Raw genomic sequence first — 18547 nt, 5'->3', positions numbered from 1 at the left:
GAGTTGCCCGCTCCTCATAAACCATTCGATGCCGCCAATGCAAGCACAACCCGAGCCCAAAGGGCTAGAACGGCTTTACGATCACCATGATGACGATGACGATCATGATCACCGTCGGTACTTCGTTGATGGCGCGATAAAATTTCGCCTCGCGCTTGTTTTCGTCTTTCGCAAACGCCTTGAGGGTCCGTCCCAGGAAACCGTGAAAGCCCGAAAGCGCGACAACGAAGCCCAGCTTGACCCAGATCCAGCCCATCGCGAACAGGCCCATGCCGTAAAGATGGATCATCCACAGCCCAAACAGCCAGGTAGCGACCATCGCAGGCGTCGTAATCGCCCGATAGAGGCGCCGTTCCATGACTTTGAAGGTTTCGGACTGGACCGAACCGATCTCGGCATCGGCATGATAGACGAAAAGCCGCGGCAGATAGAGCATTCCCGCCATCCAGGCGATGACCGAAATCACATGCAGCGCCTTGACCCATTCCAGCATCGTACCCTCCCCTGATCCTTAGAGCCATTCAGGATTTGATTGAATAAAATCCTCGGCTCTAAACCTTTGTTTTGTCGCGTGTCCGAACCGCAAAACCGTTTCCACTTTTGCTGGACACGCTCTAGCCCTGCTTAGCGCCCATGTACGACATCGACAAGGCGCGAGACGTGCGCGATCGGGGTTTGCGGCACAATGCCGTGCCCGAGATTGAAGATATGCGGGCGATCGGAAAACGCTTCGATGATCGCTTCGGCGCGGCGTTCCATCTGCGCGCCCCCCGCCACCAGCCGCAACGGATCAAGATTGCCCTGAACGGGCAGCGTCCTGGGCAGGTTCGATGACGCGAAAGCCAGGGGCGTTGCAAAATCGAGCCCGAGGACACTCACCCCCGTTTTCTCTGCATATTCGGCCAGCATGCCCGCCGCGCCACGCGGAAATCCGGTGATCGGAGCGTCGGGCACGAAACTGCGGACCCTTTCGACGATTCGACGATTGGGTTCGATCACGTGAGTGCGGAACGCCTCTTCGTCGAGATTGAGCGCCCAGCTTTCAAAGATCTGGACCATGTCCGCACCGGCGCGAAACTGGGCGATAAGATATTGGGCCGAGACCTCGACAAGAATATCGATCAGCGCGGCAAAGGCGGCAGGATGATTGAGCGCAAAAAGGCGGGCAGCCGCCTGGTCCGGCGAGCCGCGCCCGCCGATCATATAGGTGGCAACTGTCCAAGGCGCGCCACAGAACCCGATCAGCGTCTTGTTCTCGCTCAACGCCAGCTTGATCCGGTCGATTGCCTCCAGGACATTTCTAAGATTGTCCAGAGCCTTTTCCGGCTTGAGCGTGGAAAGCGTGGTTTCATCGATTGGCTCAAGTACGGGTCCTTCGCCCTGCGCAAAACGCACGTCCTGGCCCAGCGCGTGGGGAATGACCAAAATGTCGGAAAAAAGGATCGCGGCATCGAGATCGAACCGGCGCAATGGTTGCAGGGTGACTTCGGTCGCAAGAGCCGGAGCGTAGCAAAGATCAAGAAAGCTCCCCGCCTTTTGCCGCACTTCACGATATTCGGGAAGATAGCGACCCGCCTGGCGCATGATCCATACCGGGGGCCGGGCCTGCCTGATGCCCAAAGCTGCATCGAGAAGCGGCTTTCCGCTCGGAATTGTGGGTGAGGGAGAATGCAATTGGGAGCGCTCTTCGGTCTTTAGGGGAATCTATCTTTAAGAGTCTTCTTCTTCTTCTTTATAGCTGTGTTTTGCACCAATTGTTTGATGCCCACAACCGCACCACTCCAAATCGGCTTGCGTCAGTTTCGCGCGGCGGAATGGCTCAAGGCGCTGTCGGAAAAACGGGGATGAAAGTCGAGCGAGGGCCGGCGTCGTTAACGTTTCGTTAAGACCTTCCCTGTGCAAATCCTTAATGAAAGATTAACGGTGAGCCGCTAGCGGGAACAGCCGTTTTCCCCGCTCTTGTCCCCAGGCCCGCAATGGCGTCCCCAATTCACCAACTGTTAACCCAATATCGGGCTTTGGGGAAAACTTCGCCCTTTGGCGGCACCGGCCCGAAATAGGCTTTAACTGTGGGTGCGCATGTGGAAAAACTCGTCCGCCCATCAACCGACAAAGCCCGGTCATGCTGATCCTTGCCTCGAAAAGCGCAACGCGGAAAAGCCTGCTTGAGAACGCGGGCTTGCGGTTTTCGGTTGCGAGCGCGGGGATCGATGAGCGCGAAATCGAACAGGCGGCCTTGACCCGGGGAGAGAATCGCGCCGGCCTCGCGCGCCTTCTGGCCGAGACCAAGGCGCTTGCCGTCAGCGCTATGACACCGGCGGCACTTGTGATCGGCGCCGACCAGACGATTGCCTTCGAGGGCCAGGGGCTCCACAAGCCGCGCGATCGTGATGACGCCGCCCGGCGGCTGATGGCCATGGCGGGAAAGTCCCACCAGCTCCATTCCGGCGTTGCGCTGGCCCGGCAAGGGAGCATTGTCTGGAGCACCGTTGAAACCGCCGTCCTGACCTTCAAGCCCTTTGACCGCAAGACGCTGGATCGCGTGCTCGATCGTGAAGGCGAGGCGATCCTTGATTCGGTTGCCGCCTACCGGCTCGAAGGGCCCTCCATTCGCCTCTTCGAGCGGATCGAGGGTGATTACTTCACCATCCTGGGCCTGCCCCTCCTGCCTCTTCTCGCGGCGCTCGAGCAGCATGCGCCACACATTTTCGAGCCCGGATCATGAAAAAAGCTTTCGTCATCGGTCACCCGATCGCCCACTCCAAATCGCCGCTGATCCATCAGAGCTGGATCGCCGAGCACGGTCTAAACGCGAGCTATGAGGCCATCGAAATTGCGCCCGACGATCTGCCCGGCTTTATTTCCCGTCTGCGCGACGGAGAATTTGCCGGCGGGAACGTCACAATTCCGCACAAGGAAGCCGTGATGGGCCTGATCGATGACGTCGATCCCCTGGCCACGCGGATCGGCGCGGTCAATACGCTGGTGGTCGACAATGGCAAGATCTGGGGCACCAATACCGATTATGCAGGGTTCCTCGCCAATCTCGACGCCGGGGCACCGGGCTGGGACAAAGCACCGGGATCGGCGGTGGTCATCGGCGCCGGCGGCGCGTCGCGGGCCATCCTGGCCGGCCTTGTCGACCGCGGCGTGGGGCGCATCGACCTCGTCAACCGGACATTGGATCGGGCCGAGGCGCTTGCGGCTCAATTCGGTTCCGCCATCGTGCCCGGACCACTGTCGGACATCACGGCGCGGATCAAGGGCGCCGGCCTTGTCGTCAACACCAGCGCCGTTGGCATGAAGGGCACGCGCTTTGACGGTCTCGATCTGGCTGGGCTCGCGCCGGACGCCGTGGTCACCGATATCGTTTATACACCGCTCATTACCCCTCTTTTGGCCCACGCCCGGCACGAAGGGTTTGCCAGCGTCGACGGGCTGGGTATGTTGCTCCATCAGGCTGTTCCGGGATTTGAGGCGTGGTTCGGCGTTGCACCGACCGTAACTGAAACGCTCAGAAACCGCGTTCTGGCCGCACTCGGGCAGTAAGAGAGAAGTTTTCGGGGGAAATATGCTGCGCGTTGTGCTCACCGGTTCCATCGCCACGGGGAAATCGACTGTGCTTGCCCGTTTTGCCGAACGGGGCTTTCCCACCTATTCGGCCGACCAAGCCGTGCACGAACTCTATGCCGGCCAGGCGGCGGCGCTGGTCGAGACGCTGTTTCCCGGCACGGTTCACGACGGCAAGGTGGATCGCATGGCGCTCAGCGGCGCCATCGCGGCGGAACCGGACAGGATTTCAGAGCTCGAAGAGGTCATTCATCCGCTCGTACGTGAAAAAGCACTCGATTTCATGGACAAGGCGGAGGCGGAAGGACACGCCTTTGCCATCATGGAGATCCCGCTGTTTCTTGAAACCGGCGCCAAATATTCAATCGACAGGGTCGTGGTCACCCATTGCGATCCTGAAATCCAGCGTCAGCGGGTTCTGGCCCGCCCGGGCATGAGCATGGAAAAACTCGATCTCATTTTGTCCCGGCAATTGACCCAGGACGAAAAGCGGGCGCGCGCCGACTATGCCATCGACACCTCGGGGACCATGGACGATACCCTCGCCCGCACCGACGCCGTTCTCGAAGCGCTGCGTTCGGAGGCAAGCCCATGAGCCTTCTGCGCGAAATCGTCCTCGACACCGAAACCACCGGCCTGTCGGCGGCAAATGGCGACAGGCTCGTGGAAATCGGCTGCGTCGAGCTGATCAATCACGTCCCCACCGGCCGCCATTACCACGTCTATACAAATCCCGAACGCGACATGCCCGAAGAGGCATTCCGGGTGCATGGTCTTTCAGACGAGTTTTTGCGCGACAAGCCCAAATTCGCTGAAGTGGCGCACGATTTCGTCGAGTTCGTCGGCGACGATACGCTGATAATTCACAACGCGCCCTTCGACATGGGGTTCCTGAACGCCGAGCTGGAAAGGGCGGGGCGTCCCCGCCTCGCAAACGATGTCATCGATACCGTCATGCTGGCCCGCAAGATCCACCCCGGCGCCCGCGTCAGCCTCGATGCGCTGTGCAAGCATTATGGCATAGACAATTCCCGGCGCACTTTGCACGGCGCCCTGCTCGACAGCGAAATCCTCGCTGAAGTCTATCTTGAATTGATCGGGGGCCGGCAGGTGGCGCTCGCCCTCTCCGCCGATGCCGAGAGCGCCACGCGGGGCAGCGGCAGCCGCCCACCCGCCCGCCAGAGACCGGCACCCCTGCCCGTGCGGCTGACGCTGGAAGAACGGCGGGCTCATGCGGCCTTCATAGGCCAGATGGGCGAAAGCGCCGTGTGGCTCAAATACCAGACGCTGGAAATCGAGGTCGAATAGAGCCAACCGTTTCGGCCGACCCGCCAGAAAAAAGCCCCGGCGAACCGGGGCTTTTTGCATTGAGGGTGTTGCCGGTCGAATCAATTGACCGTCGGCTTGACCTCGGTCGCATCCGCGGTGCCTTCGGTCCTGTTCTTTTCGGCGGCAGCGGCGAGGTTGCGGCGGTAGAGCGCCAGAAAATCGACGGGTTCGAGCAGCAGCGGCGGAAAGCCGCCGGCCTGGATCGTCGATGCCAGCACCTGACGGGCAAAGGGGAAGATCAATCGCGGCGCCTCGACCATCAAAAGAGCGCCGAGCTGGTTCTCCGGAATGTTGCGGGTGCGGAAAAGTCCGCCATAGACCAACTCGACCGCATAGAGCACGGTGCCCTCGCGTTCGGTCTTGACGTTGAGGCCGATTTCGACCGCATAGACGTCATCGGCCTGTTTTTTAACCTGGACATTGATGTTGACGTTCGAGCCGGGATTGACCTGGCCCGGCACCAGCGAGGCCGGTGCGTTGGGGTTTTCAAAGCTCAGATCGCGCACATACTGTCCCACGATGCCAAAGGCGGGCGCCGTACCTTCTGTGCCAGTCGCAGTCGGGTCGTTGTTTGTGTTATCTTCAGCCATTGGCCAATATGTCCCTGTGTCTGGTTCGCCAGAGCGGCCTGTCAGGGCCGCGAATTCGGTGCGTCTGGCTACCACTTTTGCGTTCCGCTCACAAGGTTTGGCGGAGGCCGGGGCAAAATAGGCTAGCGATAGTCGTTGTCGTCGAGATCGATGGATTTGTAGGCAGGTCCGGGCTGTGAGGGCCGATAGGTCGTGACAACCACCATATTGCGACTCATCTGCCCGTAGACCCAGTGCCGCACGGGCGGAATGAGCAACGCAAAGCCGATGGCGTCGGTGATGAATCCCGGAATCAGGAGAAACAGCCCAGCTGCCGCGATCATCATCATTTCGGCGAACTGGCGCTGAGGCATCTCTCCCCGCGCCATCATGGCCCGGCTGTCGAGCACCATGCCCAGCCCCTGCCAGCGCACGATGAAGACACCGGCGAGGGCCGTCAGGATGATGGCAGCCAGGGTCGAAAGGATACCGATCTGCCCGCCGACCCAGATGAATCCGGCGATTTCGAGAAACGGCAGAGCCAACAATCCAAAAAGTATGAAACGTCCCACGTGGAGCGATCTCCTACTTGTTTGAGAGGGCTTCTCGGCGCACCGCGGCGAGCCGGTCATAACCCTCGATCACAATAATGCCACTGCAAACTGGTTTGCACGGCTCGTTTGCATATATATAGGTCACTACGACCAGATTGCGAACTGCCCCCGATTGTCGGCCGACCATTGCGTGTCGCGGATCGGGAGGTGGACATGACCCTTTGATTTTGGAGCCAGAATTTCACTCATGGGCGAATTTCTCGACTTTCCCACCCTTATCGTCATCGTGGTGGCCATTGTGGTGCTCCTGCGTCTGCGCTCGGTTCTGGGCACACGCACCGGCAACGAGCGTCCCCCCTCGGTGCGCTACGACTCGATCTCGCGCACCAAATCGGACAATGACGATACAGTGGTTCCCATGCCGCGCCGCAATCCTCAGGATGCCGAGGAAGCCGAGCGCCTGCAGCGCAAGATTGAAGCCGAGATCGAAAAGCTGGGCGGCGGAAAGCCCGAGATCGAAAGCGGTCTGCGCGCCATAGTGGCTGCCGATCCCGCTTTCTCGCCCAAGCAATTTCTTGAAGGCGCCAAATCCGCTTATGAAATGATCGTCTCGGCTTACGCCTCGGGTGATCGCAAGTCCCTGAAAATGCTTCTCGACAAGGATGTCTACGACAGCTTCGATGCCGCGATCACCGAGCGCGAAGCGGCCGGCCACACAGTGGATTTCACCTTTGTGGGGCTTTCCAACATCGAATTTGTCGAAGCCGAGCTCGACAAGCGCAACGCTGTCGTCACCCTCAGGATCGATGCCGAAGTGGTTTCGATCACCAAGGATCGCGAAGGCGAAATCGTCGAGGGGACACCGGGTCAGGTCGTGGCAATCGCCGATGAGTGGACGTTCACGCGCAGCACCCGCTCGCGCGATCCCAACTGGAAGCTCGTCGCGACCAACGATCTCGACTAAGCGCTGCTCGAAGGTCGACCTGTTATGGCGCGCAAACCGCCCGGACCCCGCCCGAAAAAGTCCGGGCCGGTGCGCGACTGGCACTTGTGGAATGCGGTGGGCAACACGATCGATCCGCTGCTAAGGCGCAAGAGCACCGATCCCAAGGCTCTGCTTGAAGCGCTCGAAAAGGCTGGCGAGGAACCCGATGCGGGCGAGCCTCGCGATACTTCGCCCCGATTTGCGCGTCCGCCGCTTCCATCTGCCCGGCCGATGATCGCCGCTTCAAAGATTCCCGCGTCGGAAAAATCGATCGAGCCCAATCTCAAGCGGCGTCTGGCGCGCGGCCACGAACCGATCGATGCAACCCTCGATCTGCACGGGATGACCCAGGACCAGGCGCGCGCGGCGCTCGAGCGCTTCATACCCGCCCGCGTGGCGCGGGGCGATCGTACGGTGCTGGTCATTACGGGCAAGGGGATCAAAAAGACCGGCTATCTTCAGCTCGAGCAAAAGGGCGTGCTGCGTGAGATGGTACCCCTCTGGCTCAACGCTCCGGACCTGGCCCCCATGGTTGCGGGCATCGACCCCGCCCACCAGAGCCATGGCGGTGGCGGCGCGCTCTATGTCCGGCTCAAACGCAGGAGGCAGATGTGACCCCGCTGGGAGCCAAACTGCGCAAGCTGCGCGCCGAACGTTCAATTGCGCTCAAAGACATGGCCAAAGCCCTAAATGTTTCGAGCGCCTATCTCTCCGCGCTCGAACACGGCAAGCGCGGCAAACCCACCTGGTTCATGGTCCAGCGCATCATCGCCTATTTCAACGTGATCTGGGACGAGGCCGAGGAAATCCAGCGCCTGGCCGAGATATCTGATCCCAAGATGACCATCGACACCTCCGGCATGGCTCCCGAGGCGACCGAGCTGACCAATGTGCTGGGCCGGGAAATCGCCCGCCTGACGCCCGATGATTTAAAGGCGGTGCGCGACGAGGTGATGCGCAGGGCGGTTAAGCTAAAGCCGTGACCGCCCCGGGCGTGGTTCAGAGCGCGTCCAGCAAAAGCATGTCCTCGATCCGATCGGGGATGGAAACGGTTTTTGCGGTTCGGACGCGCGACAAAGCAGGGTCTAGAGAATATAGCGGCTCAGATCGGTATCGCCGGCCATCTTGCCCACGGTTTCCCGGACACGATTGCCGTCGATGGTCAGCGTGGTTCCGGCCTTGTCCGGGGCTTCAAAGGAGATGTCCTCAACCAGCTTTTCGAGCACCGTCTGCAGGCGCCGCGCGCCGATGTTTTCGACGCTCGAATTGACCGAGACAGCCACATCGGCCACTTCTTCTATGGCATCGGGGGTAAATTCGAGCGTCACCCCTTCGGTGCCCATGAGCGCCACATATTGCCGGATCAGCGAATATTCGGTGTCCGAGAGGATTTTTATGAAATCCTCGCGCGTCAATGCCCGCAATTCCACCCGGATCGGCAACCGGCCCTGAAGCTCGGGCAGAAGATCGGACGGTTTCGAAACGTGGAAGGCGCCTGAAGCGATAAACAGGATATGGTCTGTGTTGACCGGCCCGTATTTGGTCGAAACCGTGGTCCCTTCGATGAGCGGCAGCAGGTCGCGCTGCACGCCCTCGCGGCTCGGCCCGCCGGTCACCCCGCCTTCCTTGGCTGCAACCTTGTCGATCTCGTCGATAAAGACGATGCCGTGGTTTTCGACAAGCTCGATCGCTTCGAGATTGATCTTGTCCTGATCGAGCAGCTTATCGGCTTCCTGGTTGATGAGGATTTCGTAGGAATCCTTGACCTTGACGCTGCGCTTCTGGGTCTTGCCGCCGAAGGCTTTGCCGAACATGTCGGAAAGATTGATCATCCCCGCACCGGCCCCCGGCATGCCGGGAATGTCGAACATCGGCATGCCCGAAGTGGCGGGAACCTCGATCTCGATTTCCTTGTCGTCGAGTTCGTTCTCGCGCAGTTTCTTTCTGAACGCATCCCGCGTCGAAGGCGTCGCCGAATGGCCGACCAGCGCGTCGATCACCCGCTCCTCGGCATTGAGATGGGCCTTGGCCTTGACCTCGGCGCGCTTGCGATCCTTCAAAATCACGATGCCGGCTTCGACGAGATCGCGGATCATCTGTTCGACATCGCGCCCCACATAGCCCACTTCGGTGAATTTGGTGGCCTCGACCTTGACGAAGGGCGCCTGGGCCAGCCGGGCGAGGCGGCGGGAAATCTCGGTCTTGCCCACCCCGGTCGGCCCGATCATCAGGATGTTCTTGGGGCTTACCTCGCGGCGGATATCCTCGGGCAGTTGCTGGCGCCGCCAGCGGTTGCGCAGCGCAATGGCCACGGCGCGCTTGGCGTCGGACTGCCCGACGATATAGCGGTCGAGCTCGGAAACGATCTCGCGGGGGGAAAAACTTCTGTCGGTCATTATCTGTCTTCTTTGTCCAGAAACCGCACCATGAGGTGCTCGTCGATGAAGCGCCCATCGACATGAAGGGCGCGCGGCTCGGTGCCGTAGGTCTGAAAGCCGAGCCGATGATAGAGTTTGAGGGCGGCGCAATTGTCGACGGCGACGCCGAGATGGACCTGCCGGACCGCTGTCCTGGCGTGGGCGATGACGGCATCCATGAGATCGACCGCCAGCCCGTTGCGCCTGTATTCAGGACGAACATAGATCCCGAATATCGTGCCGATATGGCTGGTCTTGGGCCGGTCGGAAACGAAAAGGCCCGCCATTCCCACCGGATCGTCATTGTCGAACGCCACGAAAATCGCGGCGTCCCTTGTCCCCTGAGCGTACCAGTCGAGGGGCCGGGCCCGTTCGGTTTCGGCATCCGAGGCAAACGATGCCGGGTCGCCATCCAGCGCGATCAGCCTTATGGTCCGATAGGCTTGGGCCTCGTCAGGTCCGATCTGGCGGATCGAAAAGCTCAAGAGTCGAGCTCGAGGGTTTCCACGGTCACATCGGCATTTGTGTAAACGCAGATGTCGGCGGCAATGGCCATGGACCGGCGGGCGATATCCTCGGCGCTCTTGTCGCTGTCGGTCAGGGCGCGGGCCGCCGCAAGCGCATAATTGCCGCCTGAACCGATCGCCGCAATTCCGTCCTCGGGGGACAGCACATCGCCTGTGCCGGTCAGGATCAGCGAATCGGATTTGTCGACGACGATCATCATCGCTTCGAGCCGGCGCAAATAGCGGTCGGTCCGCCAGTCCTTGGCCAGTTCCACGCAGGCGCGCATCAGCTGGCCGGGATATTGCTCGAGCTTGGCTTCGAGCCGCTCGGAAAGGGTGAAGGCGTCGGCGGTGGCGCCGGCAAATCCGGCAATCACCGAGCCGCCCGCCAGCCGGCGCACTTTCCGCGCCGAATGCTTCATGACGGTCTGGCCGAGCGAAACCTGCCCGTCCCCCGCCACCACGACCTGATTGCCTTTGCGTACTGAAACGATTGTCGTCATTTGAAACCCGAAATGCTTCTTACATTAAAACGCGTGTTGGCCATTATTTAGGATTGGCTGGGCTAAATGCAATGCGAGGGCGCCAGACCGGGCTTTCCCACCGCCCCTCAAGCTGTTAATGCAAGGCCCGAGTTTCCCGAGGGGATGGATGCAATGCGCAAGGCAAAGCTCGATCGCAAGACCAATGAAACAGAGATCGCCGTCGCCGTCGATCTCGACGGCAATGGCGTGCGCCAGATCGAAACCGGGGTCGGCTTTTTCGATCACATGCTCGACCAGCTTTCGCGCCATTCCCTGATCGACATGGCGATCCACGCCAGGGGCGATCTGGAAATCGACGATCACCACACCGTCGAGGATGTGGGCATTGCCATCGGCCAGGCGATCAAAGAGGCGCTGGGCGACAAGAAGGGCATTGTGCGCTATGGGTCGTGCGATCTTGTCATGGACGGCACCAAATCGACGGTAGCGCTCGACGTGTCGGGCCGGCCGTTCCTTGTCTGGCGCGTTCAGTTCACAGCGCCCACGATCGGTAAGTTCGATACCGAACTGGTGCGTGAGTTCTTCCAGGCCATCGCCATCAATACGGGGATCACCCTGCATGCCGAAACCCATTACGGCGACAACAACCACCATATCGCCGAAAGCCTGTTCAAGGCTTTGGCGCGCGCGTTGCGCCAGGCGGTCGAAATCGACCCCCGCGCCGCCGATCAGGTGCCCTCGACCAAGGGCGTGTTGTAGGATTTAGTCTGGGGCAAGGCCCCGTTACGGACCGGTCTGATGACCCTCTATGCAATCTACGCCAAGCCGGAAAACGGCCCCGATGCCATTTGGGTGTTGCCCGACAAATTCAGCTGGGCCGCCTTCCTCTTCGCCCCGCTCTGGGCAATCGCCCGCGGCGCTGTTGCCTATCTCGTGCTGTGGATCATCGTCGCGGGCGGGCTCTGGTTGCTTGCGCCGCGCATCGGCGGCGACGTCTCGGCGCTGCTCTATCTGAGCTTTGCGCTGTGGACCGGCTTTGCGGCCTCCCCGATCGCCGGCCGCGCGCTGGAGGGCCGCAACTGGATCCCGAGCGGCCAATTGGCGGCCAACAGCACAACCAGCGCCGAGCGGATATGGCTGGAACGAAATTACGGATCGCGGTCATGAGCCAGGCTGTTGCAATCATCGACTATGGCGCGGGCAATCTCAAATCGGCGCAAAAGGCTTTTGCCCGCGCCGTCGAGGGAACCGGGACCGAAATCGTCGTCACCTCCGATGCCGAACAGGTCCGCAAGGCCGACCGGATCGTCCTGCCCGGCGTCGGCGCCTTTGCCGATTGCATGGCCGGCCTCGATGCGGTTCCGGGAATGCACCAAGTCCTGACCGAAAAGGTGATCGCCGGCGGCACGCCCTTTCTGGGTGTCTGCGTCGGCATGCAGCTTCTGGCCAGTGTCGGGCGGGAAAAGATCGAGACAAAAGGGCTGGGCTGGATCGCGGGAGCGATTGAAAAGATCGAACCCGCCGACCCCGCGCTCAAAGTGCCGCATATGGGATGGAACACGCTCAGCGTCTCGCGGCCCCATGCCCTGCTCGACGGCATCGCGACCGGCGAAGACGGCCTGCACGCCTATTTCGTGCACTCCTATCACATGAAAGCCGAAAACCCCGATGAGGTGATCGCTACCGCCGATTATGGCGGCCCGATCACCGCGATCGTCGGTCGCGACAATATTTTCGGCACCCAGTTCCACCCCGAAAAGAGCCAGACCCTTGGCCTGGCCCTGATCGCAAATTTTCTGAAATGGCGCCCATGATCCTTTTTCCCGCTATCGATCTCAAGGACGGCCAGTGCGTCAGGCTAAAGCTTGGCGATATGGAGCAGGCGACGGTCTTTAACGACGATCCAGCCGCCCAGGCAAAGGCATTCGAAGATCAGGGATTTGAGTATCTGCACGTCGTCGATCTCAACGGCGCCTTTGCCGGCGAAAGCGTCAACGGCGCTGCGGTGGACGCCATCCTCAAGGCTGTGGAGTTCCCCGTACAGCTCGGTGGAGGTATCCGCACATTGGCCCATATCGAAAGCTGGCTCGAAAAGGGCCTGGCCCGGGTGATCCTGGGCACCATCGCCGTGCGCGATCCCGAACTGGTCAAGGCCGCCTGCAAGGCGTTTCCCGGTCGGGTCGCTGTCGGCATCGACGCGCGCGGCGGCAAGGTGGCCGTTGAAGGCTGGGCCGAAACCTCCGAACTCTCCGCCATCGAACTGGCGCAGCGCTTCCAAGGAGCCGGGGTGGCCGCGATCATCTATACCGATATCGATCGCGATGGGGTTTTGAAGGGCATCAACTGGCCCTCGACGCTGGAACTGGCCAATGCCACCTCCATTCCCGTCATCGCCTCGGGCGGTCTGGCGGGCATCGAGGACATTCGCCGTATGACCGAACCGGACGCAAAAATCCTCGAAGGCGCGATTTCGGGCCGGGCGCTTTACGACGGACGTATTGATTCACGTGAAGCACTGGCGATGCTCAAGGGCGAAGCGGGATGACCCTCAAAGCAAGAATTATCCCCTGCCTCGACGTCAAGGATGGCCGGCTTGCCCGCAGCTGCGCAGCCGCGAGGACAGCAAATCCTAAGAGAGGAGCGGGCGTCCGATGACCCTCAAGGCCCGTATTATACCCTGCCTCGACGTCAAGGACGGCCGCGTCGTCAAGGGCGTCAATTTCGTCGATCTTGTCGATGCCGGCGATCCCGTCGAAGCGGCCATTGCCTATGACGCAGCGGGAGCGGACGAGCTGTGCTTTCTCGATATCGCCGCCAGCCACGAGGGCCGTGACACAATTTTCGACGTCGTGGCACGCACGGCCGAGCATTGTTTCATGCCGGTCACCGTGGGCGGCGGGGTGCGGTCCAATGACGATATCCGTAAGCTGTTGCTGTCCGGCGCCGACAAGGTTTCGATCAATTCCGCTGCGGTCAACGATCCCGATTTCGTGGCGAGGGCGGCGGATAAATTCGGCAATCAGTGCATCGTCGTCTCGGTCGACGCCAAACGAGGCGAATCGGGAACCTGGGAGATCTTCACCCATGGCGGGCGCAAGCCGACCGGGCTCAACGCAGTCGACTTCGCGATCGGTGCTGTCGAACGTGGCGCCGGCGAATTGCTGGTCACCTCGATGGATCGCGACGGCACCAAGTCCGGCTTCGATCTCGAGTTGACACGTGCCATCGCCGATGCCGTCGAAGTGCCGGTGATCGCGTCGGGCGGTGTCGGCACGCTCGATCATCTTGTCGACGGCGTAAAAAAAGGCCATGCCACCGCTGTGCTGGCCGCCTCGATCTTCCACTTCGGCACCTTCACGATTGGCGAGGCCAAGGCGCATATGGCGGCGGCCGGTATTCCCATGCGGCTCGACTAACCCTTTTTGATTGCTTGCACCCTGCCCCCGGCAATGGTTAGACGGATGGCGCGGAGACGGAGGCACATCCATGACTTTGAGTATTGAAGCGCTCGACGCGCGTCTGGCCGAGCGGGCCAAAGCCTCGCCCGATCAATCCTATACCGCCAAGCTGATTGCCAGGGGGACAGCCAAATGTGCCCAGAAGCTTGGCGAGGAAGCCGTGGAAACCGTGATTGCGGCAATGAGCGGCGATCGCGGGGAGCTGGTCAAGGAAAGCGCCGATCTCGTCTATCACCTGCTGGTTTTGCTGCGCTCGCAAGGCGTTGCGCTTTCTGAGGTGTCCGACGAGCTTGACCGGCGCACGGCGCAATCGGGCCTGGCCGAAAAAGCCGCCCGGCCCAGGGACTGAGAATGCCCAAGAGTTCCTATACGCCTTATCTGAGCTTTTCGATCGGCGAATGGGCGCGGCTGCGTGCCGACGAACCGATGACGCTCAATGCCGAGGATATCGAGCACCTCCGGGCGCTCAACGATCCGATCTCGCTTGCCGAAGCCGAAATCGTCTATCTGCCGCTAACCCGCCTGCTCTCGTTTTACGTCGAAGCCATTCAGGGCATCCACTATGCCTCGACGCGCTTTCTCGGTCACAACGGCGCCAAGGTGCCCTTCATCATCGGCGTTGCCGGGTCGGTGGCGGTGGGCAAGTCGACAACGGCCCGCATCCTGCGCGCCCTGCTGCGCCGCTGGCCCAGTTCACCCAAGGTCGATCTGATCACCACCGACGGGTTCCTCTATCCCAACAGGGTGCTCGAAGAACGCGGATTGATGCAGCGCAAGGGTTTTCCCGAAAGCTATGACCGGGCGGCCTTCGTCGAATTTCTCGCGGCGATCAAGTCGGGTGAGCCCAGGGTCGCCGCCCCGACCTATTCCCATCTGGTCTACGACATCGTGCCCGATGAGCGGATCGTCGTTGAAAGTCCCGACATTCTGATTGTCGAAGGGCTCAACATTCTCCAGCCCGGCGAACTGCCCAGGACGGGCAAGCCGATCGCCTTTGCGTCCGATTTCATCGATTTTTCGATCTATATCGACGCCGACGAGAATTTGCTCGAAGCCTGGTATGTCGAGCGCTTCATGAAATTGCGCCAGACAGCGTTCCGCGATCCCAAGAGCTTTTTCCGCCGCTTTGCCGAATTGTCCGAGCTCACGGCAATTTCGACGGCCAAATCCATCTGGCAATCGATCAACCTGCTCAATCTGCGCGAAAACATTCTGCCCACCCGCGGGCGGGCAGATCTGATCCTGAAGAAAGGCGCTGACCACTCAATCCATGAAGTGGCCCTGCGCAAGGTCTAAACGGCGATCCCTTCGCCGCGGGCCAACTCCTTGAGATCGGCCACAGGGCGCGCGCCATAGTGTGAAATCACTTCCGAGGCGGCAAGGCAGCCCAGCTTTAGCGCTTCTTCCATCGATTGCCCGCGCGCCGTGGCCAGCAAAAATCCCGAGGCGAAAAGATCGCCCGCGCCGGTGACGTCGACGACGTCGCTGACCGGAAAGGCCGGGACCGAAACGATCTCGCCATTCTTGATCGCCATCGCACCGCGCGCGCCCATGGTCACCGCAGCGATTTCCGCATCCTCGGCCAGCTGACGCACAGCGACGTTGAGATCGTCGGTATCGTAGAGCGCCTTGACCTCCTCGATATTGGCAAAGACATAATCCATGGTCTTTGACTTGATGAGATCGAGAAACTCGTTGCGGAACCTGTTGACGCAGAACGGGTCCGACAGGGTGATCGCCGCGGCGCGCTCGTTCTTGTGGGCGTAGTGAGCGGCCTTGATGAAGGCCTTCTTGGCCTGCGGGGGATCCCACAGATAGCCTTCCATATAGGTGATGGCCGAAGCGCCGATGGTTTCCTCGACGATATCGTTCTCGGTCAGATGCTGGCAGGCGCCCAGATAGGTGTTCATGGTGCGCTCGCCATCGGGTGTCACCAGGATCATCGAGCGCGCCGTTGCCGGGCCGTCATAAAGATAGCCCGTGTCGTAGCCGATGCCCTTGGTGTCGAAATCGTCCCTGAAGATCAGGCCCAGTTCGTCCTCGGCCACCTTGCCAACGAACGCGGCGCGGCCCCCGAGCGCGGAAACGCCGGCCGCCGTATTGGCCGAGCTGCCGCCGGGAATGATGGACTTGTCCGTGGGCATCTTGGCGTAAAGGTCAGCGGACCGATCCGCATCGACAAGATGCATTATCGATTTGCGCAAGCCTTCATCGACAAGGAAAGTGTCATCGATCGGGGCGATCACATCGACGATGGCATTGCCGATGGTCAGGACGTCGAACCGCGTGGTCATCGGCGCTCCGTATAAACTGTCATGGATACTGCCCTTCGCTTACGGCATAGCGGCTGGGGGCGCAACCGGGCTCTGGAGCGCGTCCAGCAAAAGTGGAAACGGTTTTGCGGTTCGGGCGCGCGACCCAGAAAGACTTCAGTCTAGACCGTTGTCTTGGCCGGATAGCGGCACCATTGCGCGATGATGCAGCGATAGCATTCGGGCTTGCGTGCCTTGCACACATAGCGCCCGTGCAGGATCAGCCAGTGATGGGCGTGCACCAGATAGTGTTTCGGCACCCGCTTGAGCAGGGCCAGTTCCACCGCCAGCGGCGTCTTGCCCGGCGCGATGCCGGTTCTGTTGCCCACCCGGAACAAATGGGTGTCCACAGCGATGGTGGGCTGGCCGAACCCGATATTGAGCACCACGTTGGCCGTCTTGCGGCCCACCCCCGGCAGCGCCTCGAGCGCCTCGCGCGTGTCGGGGACTTCGCTGGCGTGATTGTCGATCAGCATCCGGCTCAAAAGGAAGACGTTCTTGGCCTTGTTGCGATAAAGCCCGATGGTCTTGATGTGCTCGCGAATGGCGTCCTCGCCCAGCGCCACCATCTTTTCGGGCGTGTCGGCAATGGCAAACAGCGCCTTTGTAGCCTTGTTGACCCCCACATCGGTGGCCTGCGCGGAGAGGACCACCGCGACCAGCAGCGTGAATATGTTGACATAATCGAGCTCACCCTTGGGCTCGGGATCGTAAAGCGAGAAGGCCTCGAAGATCTTTTCGATCTCGGCTCGATTGAGGGGCTTGGGCATGGGTGCGGCGATATTTGATTTGATTTTCGTGCGGACAATCCCCTTAGAATGGCGCCAAGCTCAAAAGGCAAGCCGAGATGACCCAGAGCCCGCTCTTTGCCGCATTGCTGACCCCGCACCGCTCGCTTTCGCCCAAAGCCATCCGCTGGGTGATCGCAATCACCTGCGTTTTCGCTTCCATCCCCGGCATCGCTTTTTACGCAATGGGCGCCTGGCCCGTCGTCGGCCTTCTTGGGCTCGACGTGCTCTTGCTCTATTGGGCGCTCACCGCTTCGTTGCGCGACACCGAGATGTTCGAGGAAATCACCCTCTGGCCCGACGCGCTCGATATCCGTCACGTTACCAAGAAGGGCCGGGAAACCGCCCTCTCGTTCAATCCTTTTTTCATTCGGCTTTCGGTTGTCCGCGACAATGAGGACCGGGTGACGGCGCTCAAAATCGTGACGCGCGAAGGTGAGACCGAGATTGGACGGTTTTTGACCCCCGACGACAAGGCGAGCTTTGCCGACGCCTTTGGCCATGCGCTGAGCAGGGCGAAGCGCTAGAGTGCGGTCAGAAAAAGTTGCAGACTTTTTCGGTTCGGCCGCGCGACAGATCGAGTTCTATCCGTGTGAAAATCGGGTCGTTTCCCGTAACAATGGCCTCTAGTGTGAGCCCATGAACCAGATGACAGCACTTTCACAGCTTCCCGACATGACCAGCGAGCAGACCTATCGCGCCATCGCGCAGGCCATCGAATATCTCTCGAGGCCCGGCCCCGAGGCATCCGATGTCGCCGGGCTGGCTCACGCGCTCTCGATGAGCGAGCGCCAATTGGTCGATATGTTCCGCCGCTGGTGCGGGCTGACCCCGAAAAGCTTTGCCCAGGCCGTCGCCCTCGACCACGCGCGCAAACTTCTGCGCGACAATATGAGCGTGCTCGATACGACTTACGAGTTGGGCCTTTCCGGCCCCTCACGCCTCCACGATCTGTTCGTGACCTATGACGCGGTTCCGCCCGGCGTTTACCGCGCAAAGGGCGCCGGGCTGGAGGTCACTTGGGGCTATGCGCCATCGCCGTTCGGAAAGGTGTGCCTGATGGTCACCCAATACGGGGTTGCCGGGATTTCCTTTGCCGATGACGGCAGGGAGCAATACGCCTTCGAGGATCTGGCCAACCGCTGGCCCAATGCCGCCTACAAGCGGGACGACAGGGCCATTGCGCCCACCGCCGCCCGCATTTTCGATCCCGAGCGCTGGGACCCCGAACAGCCGATCCGGCTGGTGATGATCGGCTCCCAGTTCGAAATCAAGGTCTGGGAAACCCTGCTCAAGGTGCCCGCCGGGCGCGCCGCGACCTATGGTGAGGTTGCCAGGGCCGTGGGCCGGCCCAATGCGGCGCGCGCCATCGGCCGCGCGGTGGGCCGCAATCCGATTTCCTTCGTTGTCCCCTGCCATCGCATTGTGGGCTCGAGCGGCGCGCTCACCGGCTATCACTGGGGAATCGTGCGCAAGCGCGCCATTCTGGGCTGGGAGGCGGGGCTGGTCGAGCCGTCCTGATCGCAAACGGCGCGGAACCTTCCCGCCGGCTTGTGCCTTGCTCTTGTGACCAA

At 61.0% G+C, this 18547-nt stretch carries 25 protein-coding genes; 16 read left to right on the top strand and 9 right to left on the bottom strand.

The genetic code is table 11. The features are described from left to right. Positions 1–64: 64 nt before the first annotated feature. Both hemJ and hemE read right to left on the bottom strand, forming a co-directional pair. A complete protein-coding gene (gene hemJ / locus ACP148_RS16780; RefSeq protein WP_421951830.1) occupies positions 65–493 on the bottom strand; it encodes a protoporphyrinogen oxidase HemJ in 429 nt (142 codons plus the stop codon). Between the two features lie 131 nt (positions 494–624). Further along, positions 625–1653, bottom strand: coding sequence for a uroporphyrinogen decarboxylase (gene hemE / locus ACP148_RS16775; RefSeq protein WP_421951876.1), 1029 nt, complete (start codon positions 1651–1653; stop codon positions 625–627). A 469-nt stretch (positions 1654–2122) separates the two neighbouring features. Between hemE and ACP148_RS16770 the strand changes: the two genes are divergently transcribed. Genes ACP148_RS16770 through dnaQ form a run of 4 tightly spaced genes read left to right on the top strand, consistent with a single transcriptional unit; the run spans position 2123 to position 4878 of the window. Next, positions 2123–2725 (top strand): Maf family protein, encoded by a 603-nt coding sequence (locus tag ACP148_RS16770; RefSeq protein ID WP_421951831.1) that lies wholly within the window; start codon positions 2123–2125, stop codon positions 2723–2725. Next, positions 2722–3549, top strand: coding sequence for a shikimate dehydrogenase (locus tag ACP148_RS16765; protein ID WP_421951832.1), 828 nt, complete (start codon positions 2722–2724; stop codon positions 3547–3549). The genes ACP148_RS16770 and ACP148_RS16765 overlap by 4 nt, the downstream gene beginning before the upstream one ends. A gap of 22 nt (positions 3550–3571) precedes the next feature. Then, the gene (coaE, locus tag ACP148_RS16760; RefSeq protein ID WP_421951833.1) at positions 3572–4165 is read left to right on the top strand and encodes a dephospho-CoA kinase; all 594 of its coding nucleotides are present in this window, start codon (positions 3572–3574) and stop codon (positions 4163–4165) included. Positions 4166–4170: 5 nt separating this feature from the next. Next, the gene (gene dnaQ / locus ACP148_RS16755; protein WP_421951877.1) at positions 4171–4878 is read left to right on the top strand and encodes a DNA polymerase III subunit epsilon; all 708 of its coding nucleotides are present in this window, start codon (positions 4171–4173) and stop codon (positions 4876–4878) included. Positions 4879–4958: 80 nt separating this feature from the next. On the opposite strand, the gene secB is transcribed toward dnaQ, so the two are convergent. Next, entirely contained in the window at positions 4959–5489 is a 531-nt protein-coding gene (gene secB / locus ACP148_RS16750) for a protein-export chaperone SecB (RefSeq protein ID WP_421951834.1), read from the bottom strand. Between the two features lie 122 nt (positions 5490–5611). Then, positions 5612–6040, bottom strand: a complete 429-nt coding sequence (locus ACP148_RS16745; RefSeq protein WP_421951835.1) for an FxsA family protein — start codon at positions 6038–6040, stop codon at positions 5612–5614. 229 nt (positions 6041–6269) lie between these two features. Here ACP148_RS16745 and ACP148_RS16740 point away from each other — a divergent pair, with 229 nt between their 5' ends. From ACP148_RS16740 to ACP148_RS16730, 3 genes are read left to right on the top strand one after another with little or no spacing between them, the layout of a single operon-like run. Then, entirely contained in the window at positions 6270–6986 is a 717-nt protein-coding gene (locus tag ACP148_RS16740) for a Tim44/TimA family putative adaptor protein (protein WP_421951836.1), read from the top strand. A 24-nt stretch (positions 6987–7010) separates the two neighbouring features. Beyond that, positions 7011–7622, top strand: a complete 612-nt coding sequence (locus ACP148_RS16735; protein ID WP_421951837.1) for a Smr/MutS family protein — start codon at positions 7011–7013, stop codon at positions 7620–7622. Beyond that, positions 7619–7990, top strand: coding sequence for a helix-turn-helix domain-containing protein (locus tag ACP148_RS16730; RefSeq protein ID WP_421951838.1), 372 nt, complete (start codon positions 7619–7621; stop codon positions 7988–7990). Before ACP148_RS16735 ends, ACP148_RS16730 begins: the two co-directional genes overlap by 4 nt. A 102-nt stretch (positions 7991–8092) precedes the next feature. Here the strand turns inward: ACP148_RS16730 and hslU are convergent, their stop codons facing one another. From hslU to hslV, 3 genes are read right to left on the bottom strand one after another with little or no spacing between them, the layout of a single operon-like run. Continuing rightward, the gene (gene hslU, locus ACP148_RS16725; RefSeq protein ID WP_421951839.1) at positions 8093–9403 is read right to left on the bottom strand and encodes an ATP-dependent protease ATPase subunit HslU; all 1311 of its coding nucleotides are present in this window, start codon (positions 9401–9403) and stop codon (positions 8093–8095) included. Beyond that, positions 9403–9909, bottom strand: coding sequence for a GNAT family N-acetyltransferase (locus ACP148_RS16720; protein ID WP_421951840.1), 507 nt, complete (start codon positions 9907–9909; stop codon positions 9403–9405). Before ACP148_RS16720 ends, hslU begins: the two co-directional genes overlap by 1 nt. Continuing rightward, positions 9906–10433 carry an ATP-dependent protease subunit HslV gene (gene hslV, locus ACP148_RS16715; RefSeq protein ID WP_421951841.1) on the bottom strand — a complete coding sequence of 176 codons (528 nt, stop codon included), beginning with the start codon at positions 10431–10433 and terminating at the stop codon, positions 9906–9908. Before hslV ends, ACP148_RS16720 begins: the two co-directional genes overlap by 4 nt. Positions 10434–10577: 144 nt before the next feature. On the opposite strand from hslV, the gene hisB reads away from it, so the two are divergent. The 7 genes from hisB to coaA all read left to right on the top strand — a co-directional run bounded on the left by hisB (position 10578) and on the right by coaA (position 15169). Beyond that, entirely contained in the window at positions 10578–11174 is a 597-nt protein-coding gene (gene hisB / locus ACP148_RS16710; protein ID WP_421951842.1) for an imidazoleglycerol-phosphate dehydratase HisB, read from the top strand. Between the two features lie 39 nt (positions 11175–11213). Further along, on the top strand, positions 11214–11582 hold the full coding sequence (locus tag ACP148_RS16705) for a hypothetical protein (protein WP_421951843.1): 369 nt from the start codon (positions 11214–11216) through the stop codon (positions 11580–11582). After that, positions 11579–12229 (top strand): imidazole glycerol phosphate synthase subunit HisH, encoded by a 651-nt coding sequence (gene hisH / locus ACP148_RS16700; RefSeq protein ID WP_421951844.1) that lies wholly within the window; start codon positions 11579–11581, stop codon positions 12227–12229. Before ACP148_RS16705 ends, hisH begins: the two co-directional genes overlap by 4 nt. Beyond that, the gene (gene hisA, locus ACP148_RS16695; protein ID WP_421951845.1) at positions 12226–12960 is read left to right on the top strand and encodes a 1-(5-phosphoribosyl)-5-[(5-phosphoribosylamino)methylideneamino]imidazole-4-carboxamide isomerase; all 735 of its coding nucleotides are present in this window, start codon (positions 12226–12228) and stop codon (positions 12958–12960) included. Before hisH ends, hisA begins: the two co-directional genes overlap by 4 nt. A 106-nt stretch (positions 12961–13066) precedes the next feature. Next, positions 13067–13831, top strand: coding sequence for an imidazole glycerol phosphate synthase subunit HisF (gene hisF, locus ACP148_RS16690; RefSeq protein WP_421951846.1), 765 nt, complete (start codon positions 13067–13069; stop codon positions 13829–13831). Between the two features lie 70 nt (positions 13832–13901). After that, positions 13902–14222, top strand: a complete 321-nt coding sequence (locus ACP148_RS16685; RefSeq protein WP_421951847.1) for a phosphoribosyl-ATP diphosphatase — start codon at positions 13902–13904, stop codon at positions 14220–14222. 2 nt (positions 14223–14224) lie between these two features. Then, positions 14225–15169 carry a type I pantothenate kinase gene (coaA, locus tag ACP148_RS16680; RefSeq protein WP_421951848.1) on the top strand — a complete coding sequence of 315 codons (945 nt, stop codon included), beginning with the start codon at positions 14225–14227 and terminating at the stop codon, positions 15167–15169. On the opposite strand, the gene ACP148_RS16675 is transcribed toward coaA, so the two are convergent. Both ACP148_RS16675 and nth read right to left on the bottom strand, forming a co-directional pair. Beyond that, complete coding sequence (locus ACP148_RS16675) at positions 15166–16167, bottom strand: adenosine kinase (protein ID WP_421951849.1); 1002 nt, start codon at positions 16165–16167, stop codon at positions 15166–15168. The genes coaA and ACP148_RS16675 overlap by 4 nt on opposite strands. A 140-nt stretch (positions 16168–16307) precedes the next feature. Then, the gene (gene nth, locus ACP148_RS16670; RefSeq protein ID WP_421951878.1) at positions 16308–16994 is read right to left on the bottom strand and encodes an endonuclease III; all 687 of its coding nucleotides are present in this window, start codon (positions 16992–16994) and stop codon (positions 16308–16310) included. 38 nt (positions 16995–17032) lie between these two features. On the opposite strand from nth, the gene ACP148_RS16665 reads away from it, so the two are divergent. Next, positions 17033–17500 carry a DUF2244 domain-containing protein gene (locus tag ACP148_RS16665; RefSeq protein ID WP_421951850.1) on the top strand — a complete coding sequence of 156 codons (468 nt, stop codon included), beginning with the start codon at positions 17033–17035 and terminating at the stop codon, positions 17498–17500. Between the two features lie 121 nt (positions 17501–17621). Next, on the top strand, positions 17622–18494 hold the full coding sequence (locus ACP148_RS16660; protein ID WP_421951879.1) for a methylated-DNA--[protein]-cysteine S-methyltransferase: 873 nt from the start codon (positions 17622–17624) through the stop codon (positions 18492–18494). Positions 18495–18547 lie beyond the last annotated feature (53 nt).

Source organism: Pelagibacterium sp., from assembly GCF_965249125.1.
Lineage (GTDB): Bacteria > Pseudomonadota > Alphaproteobacteria > Rhizobiales > Devosiaceae > Pelagibacterium.
Note: the sequence above shows the minus strand (reverse complement) of the source record. Positions and strands in the feature narration are given on the sequence as shown.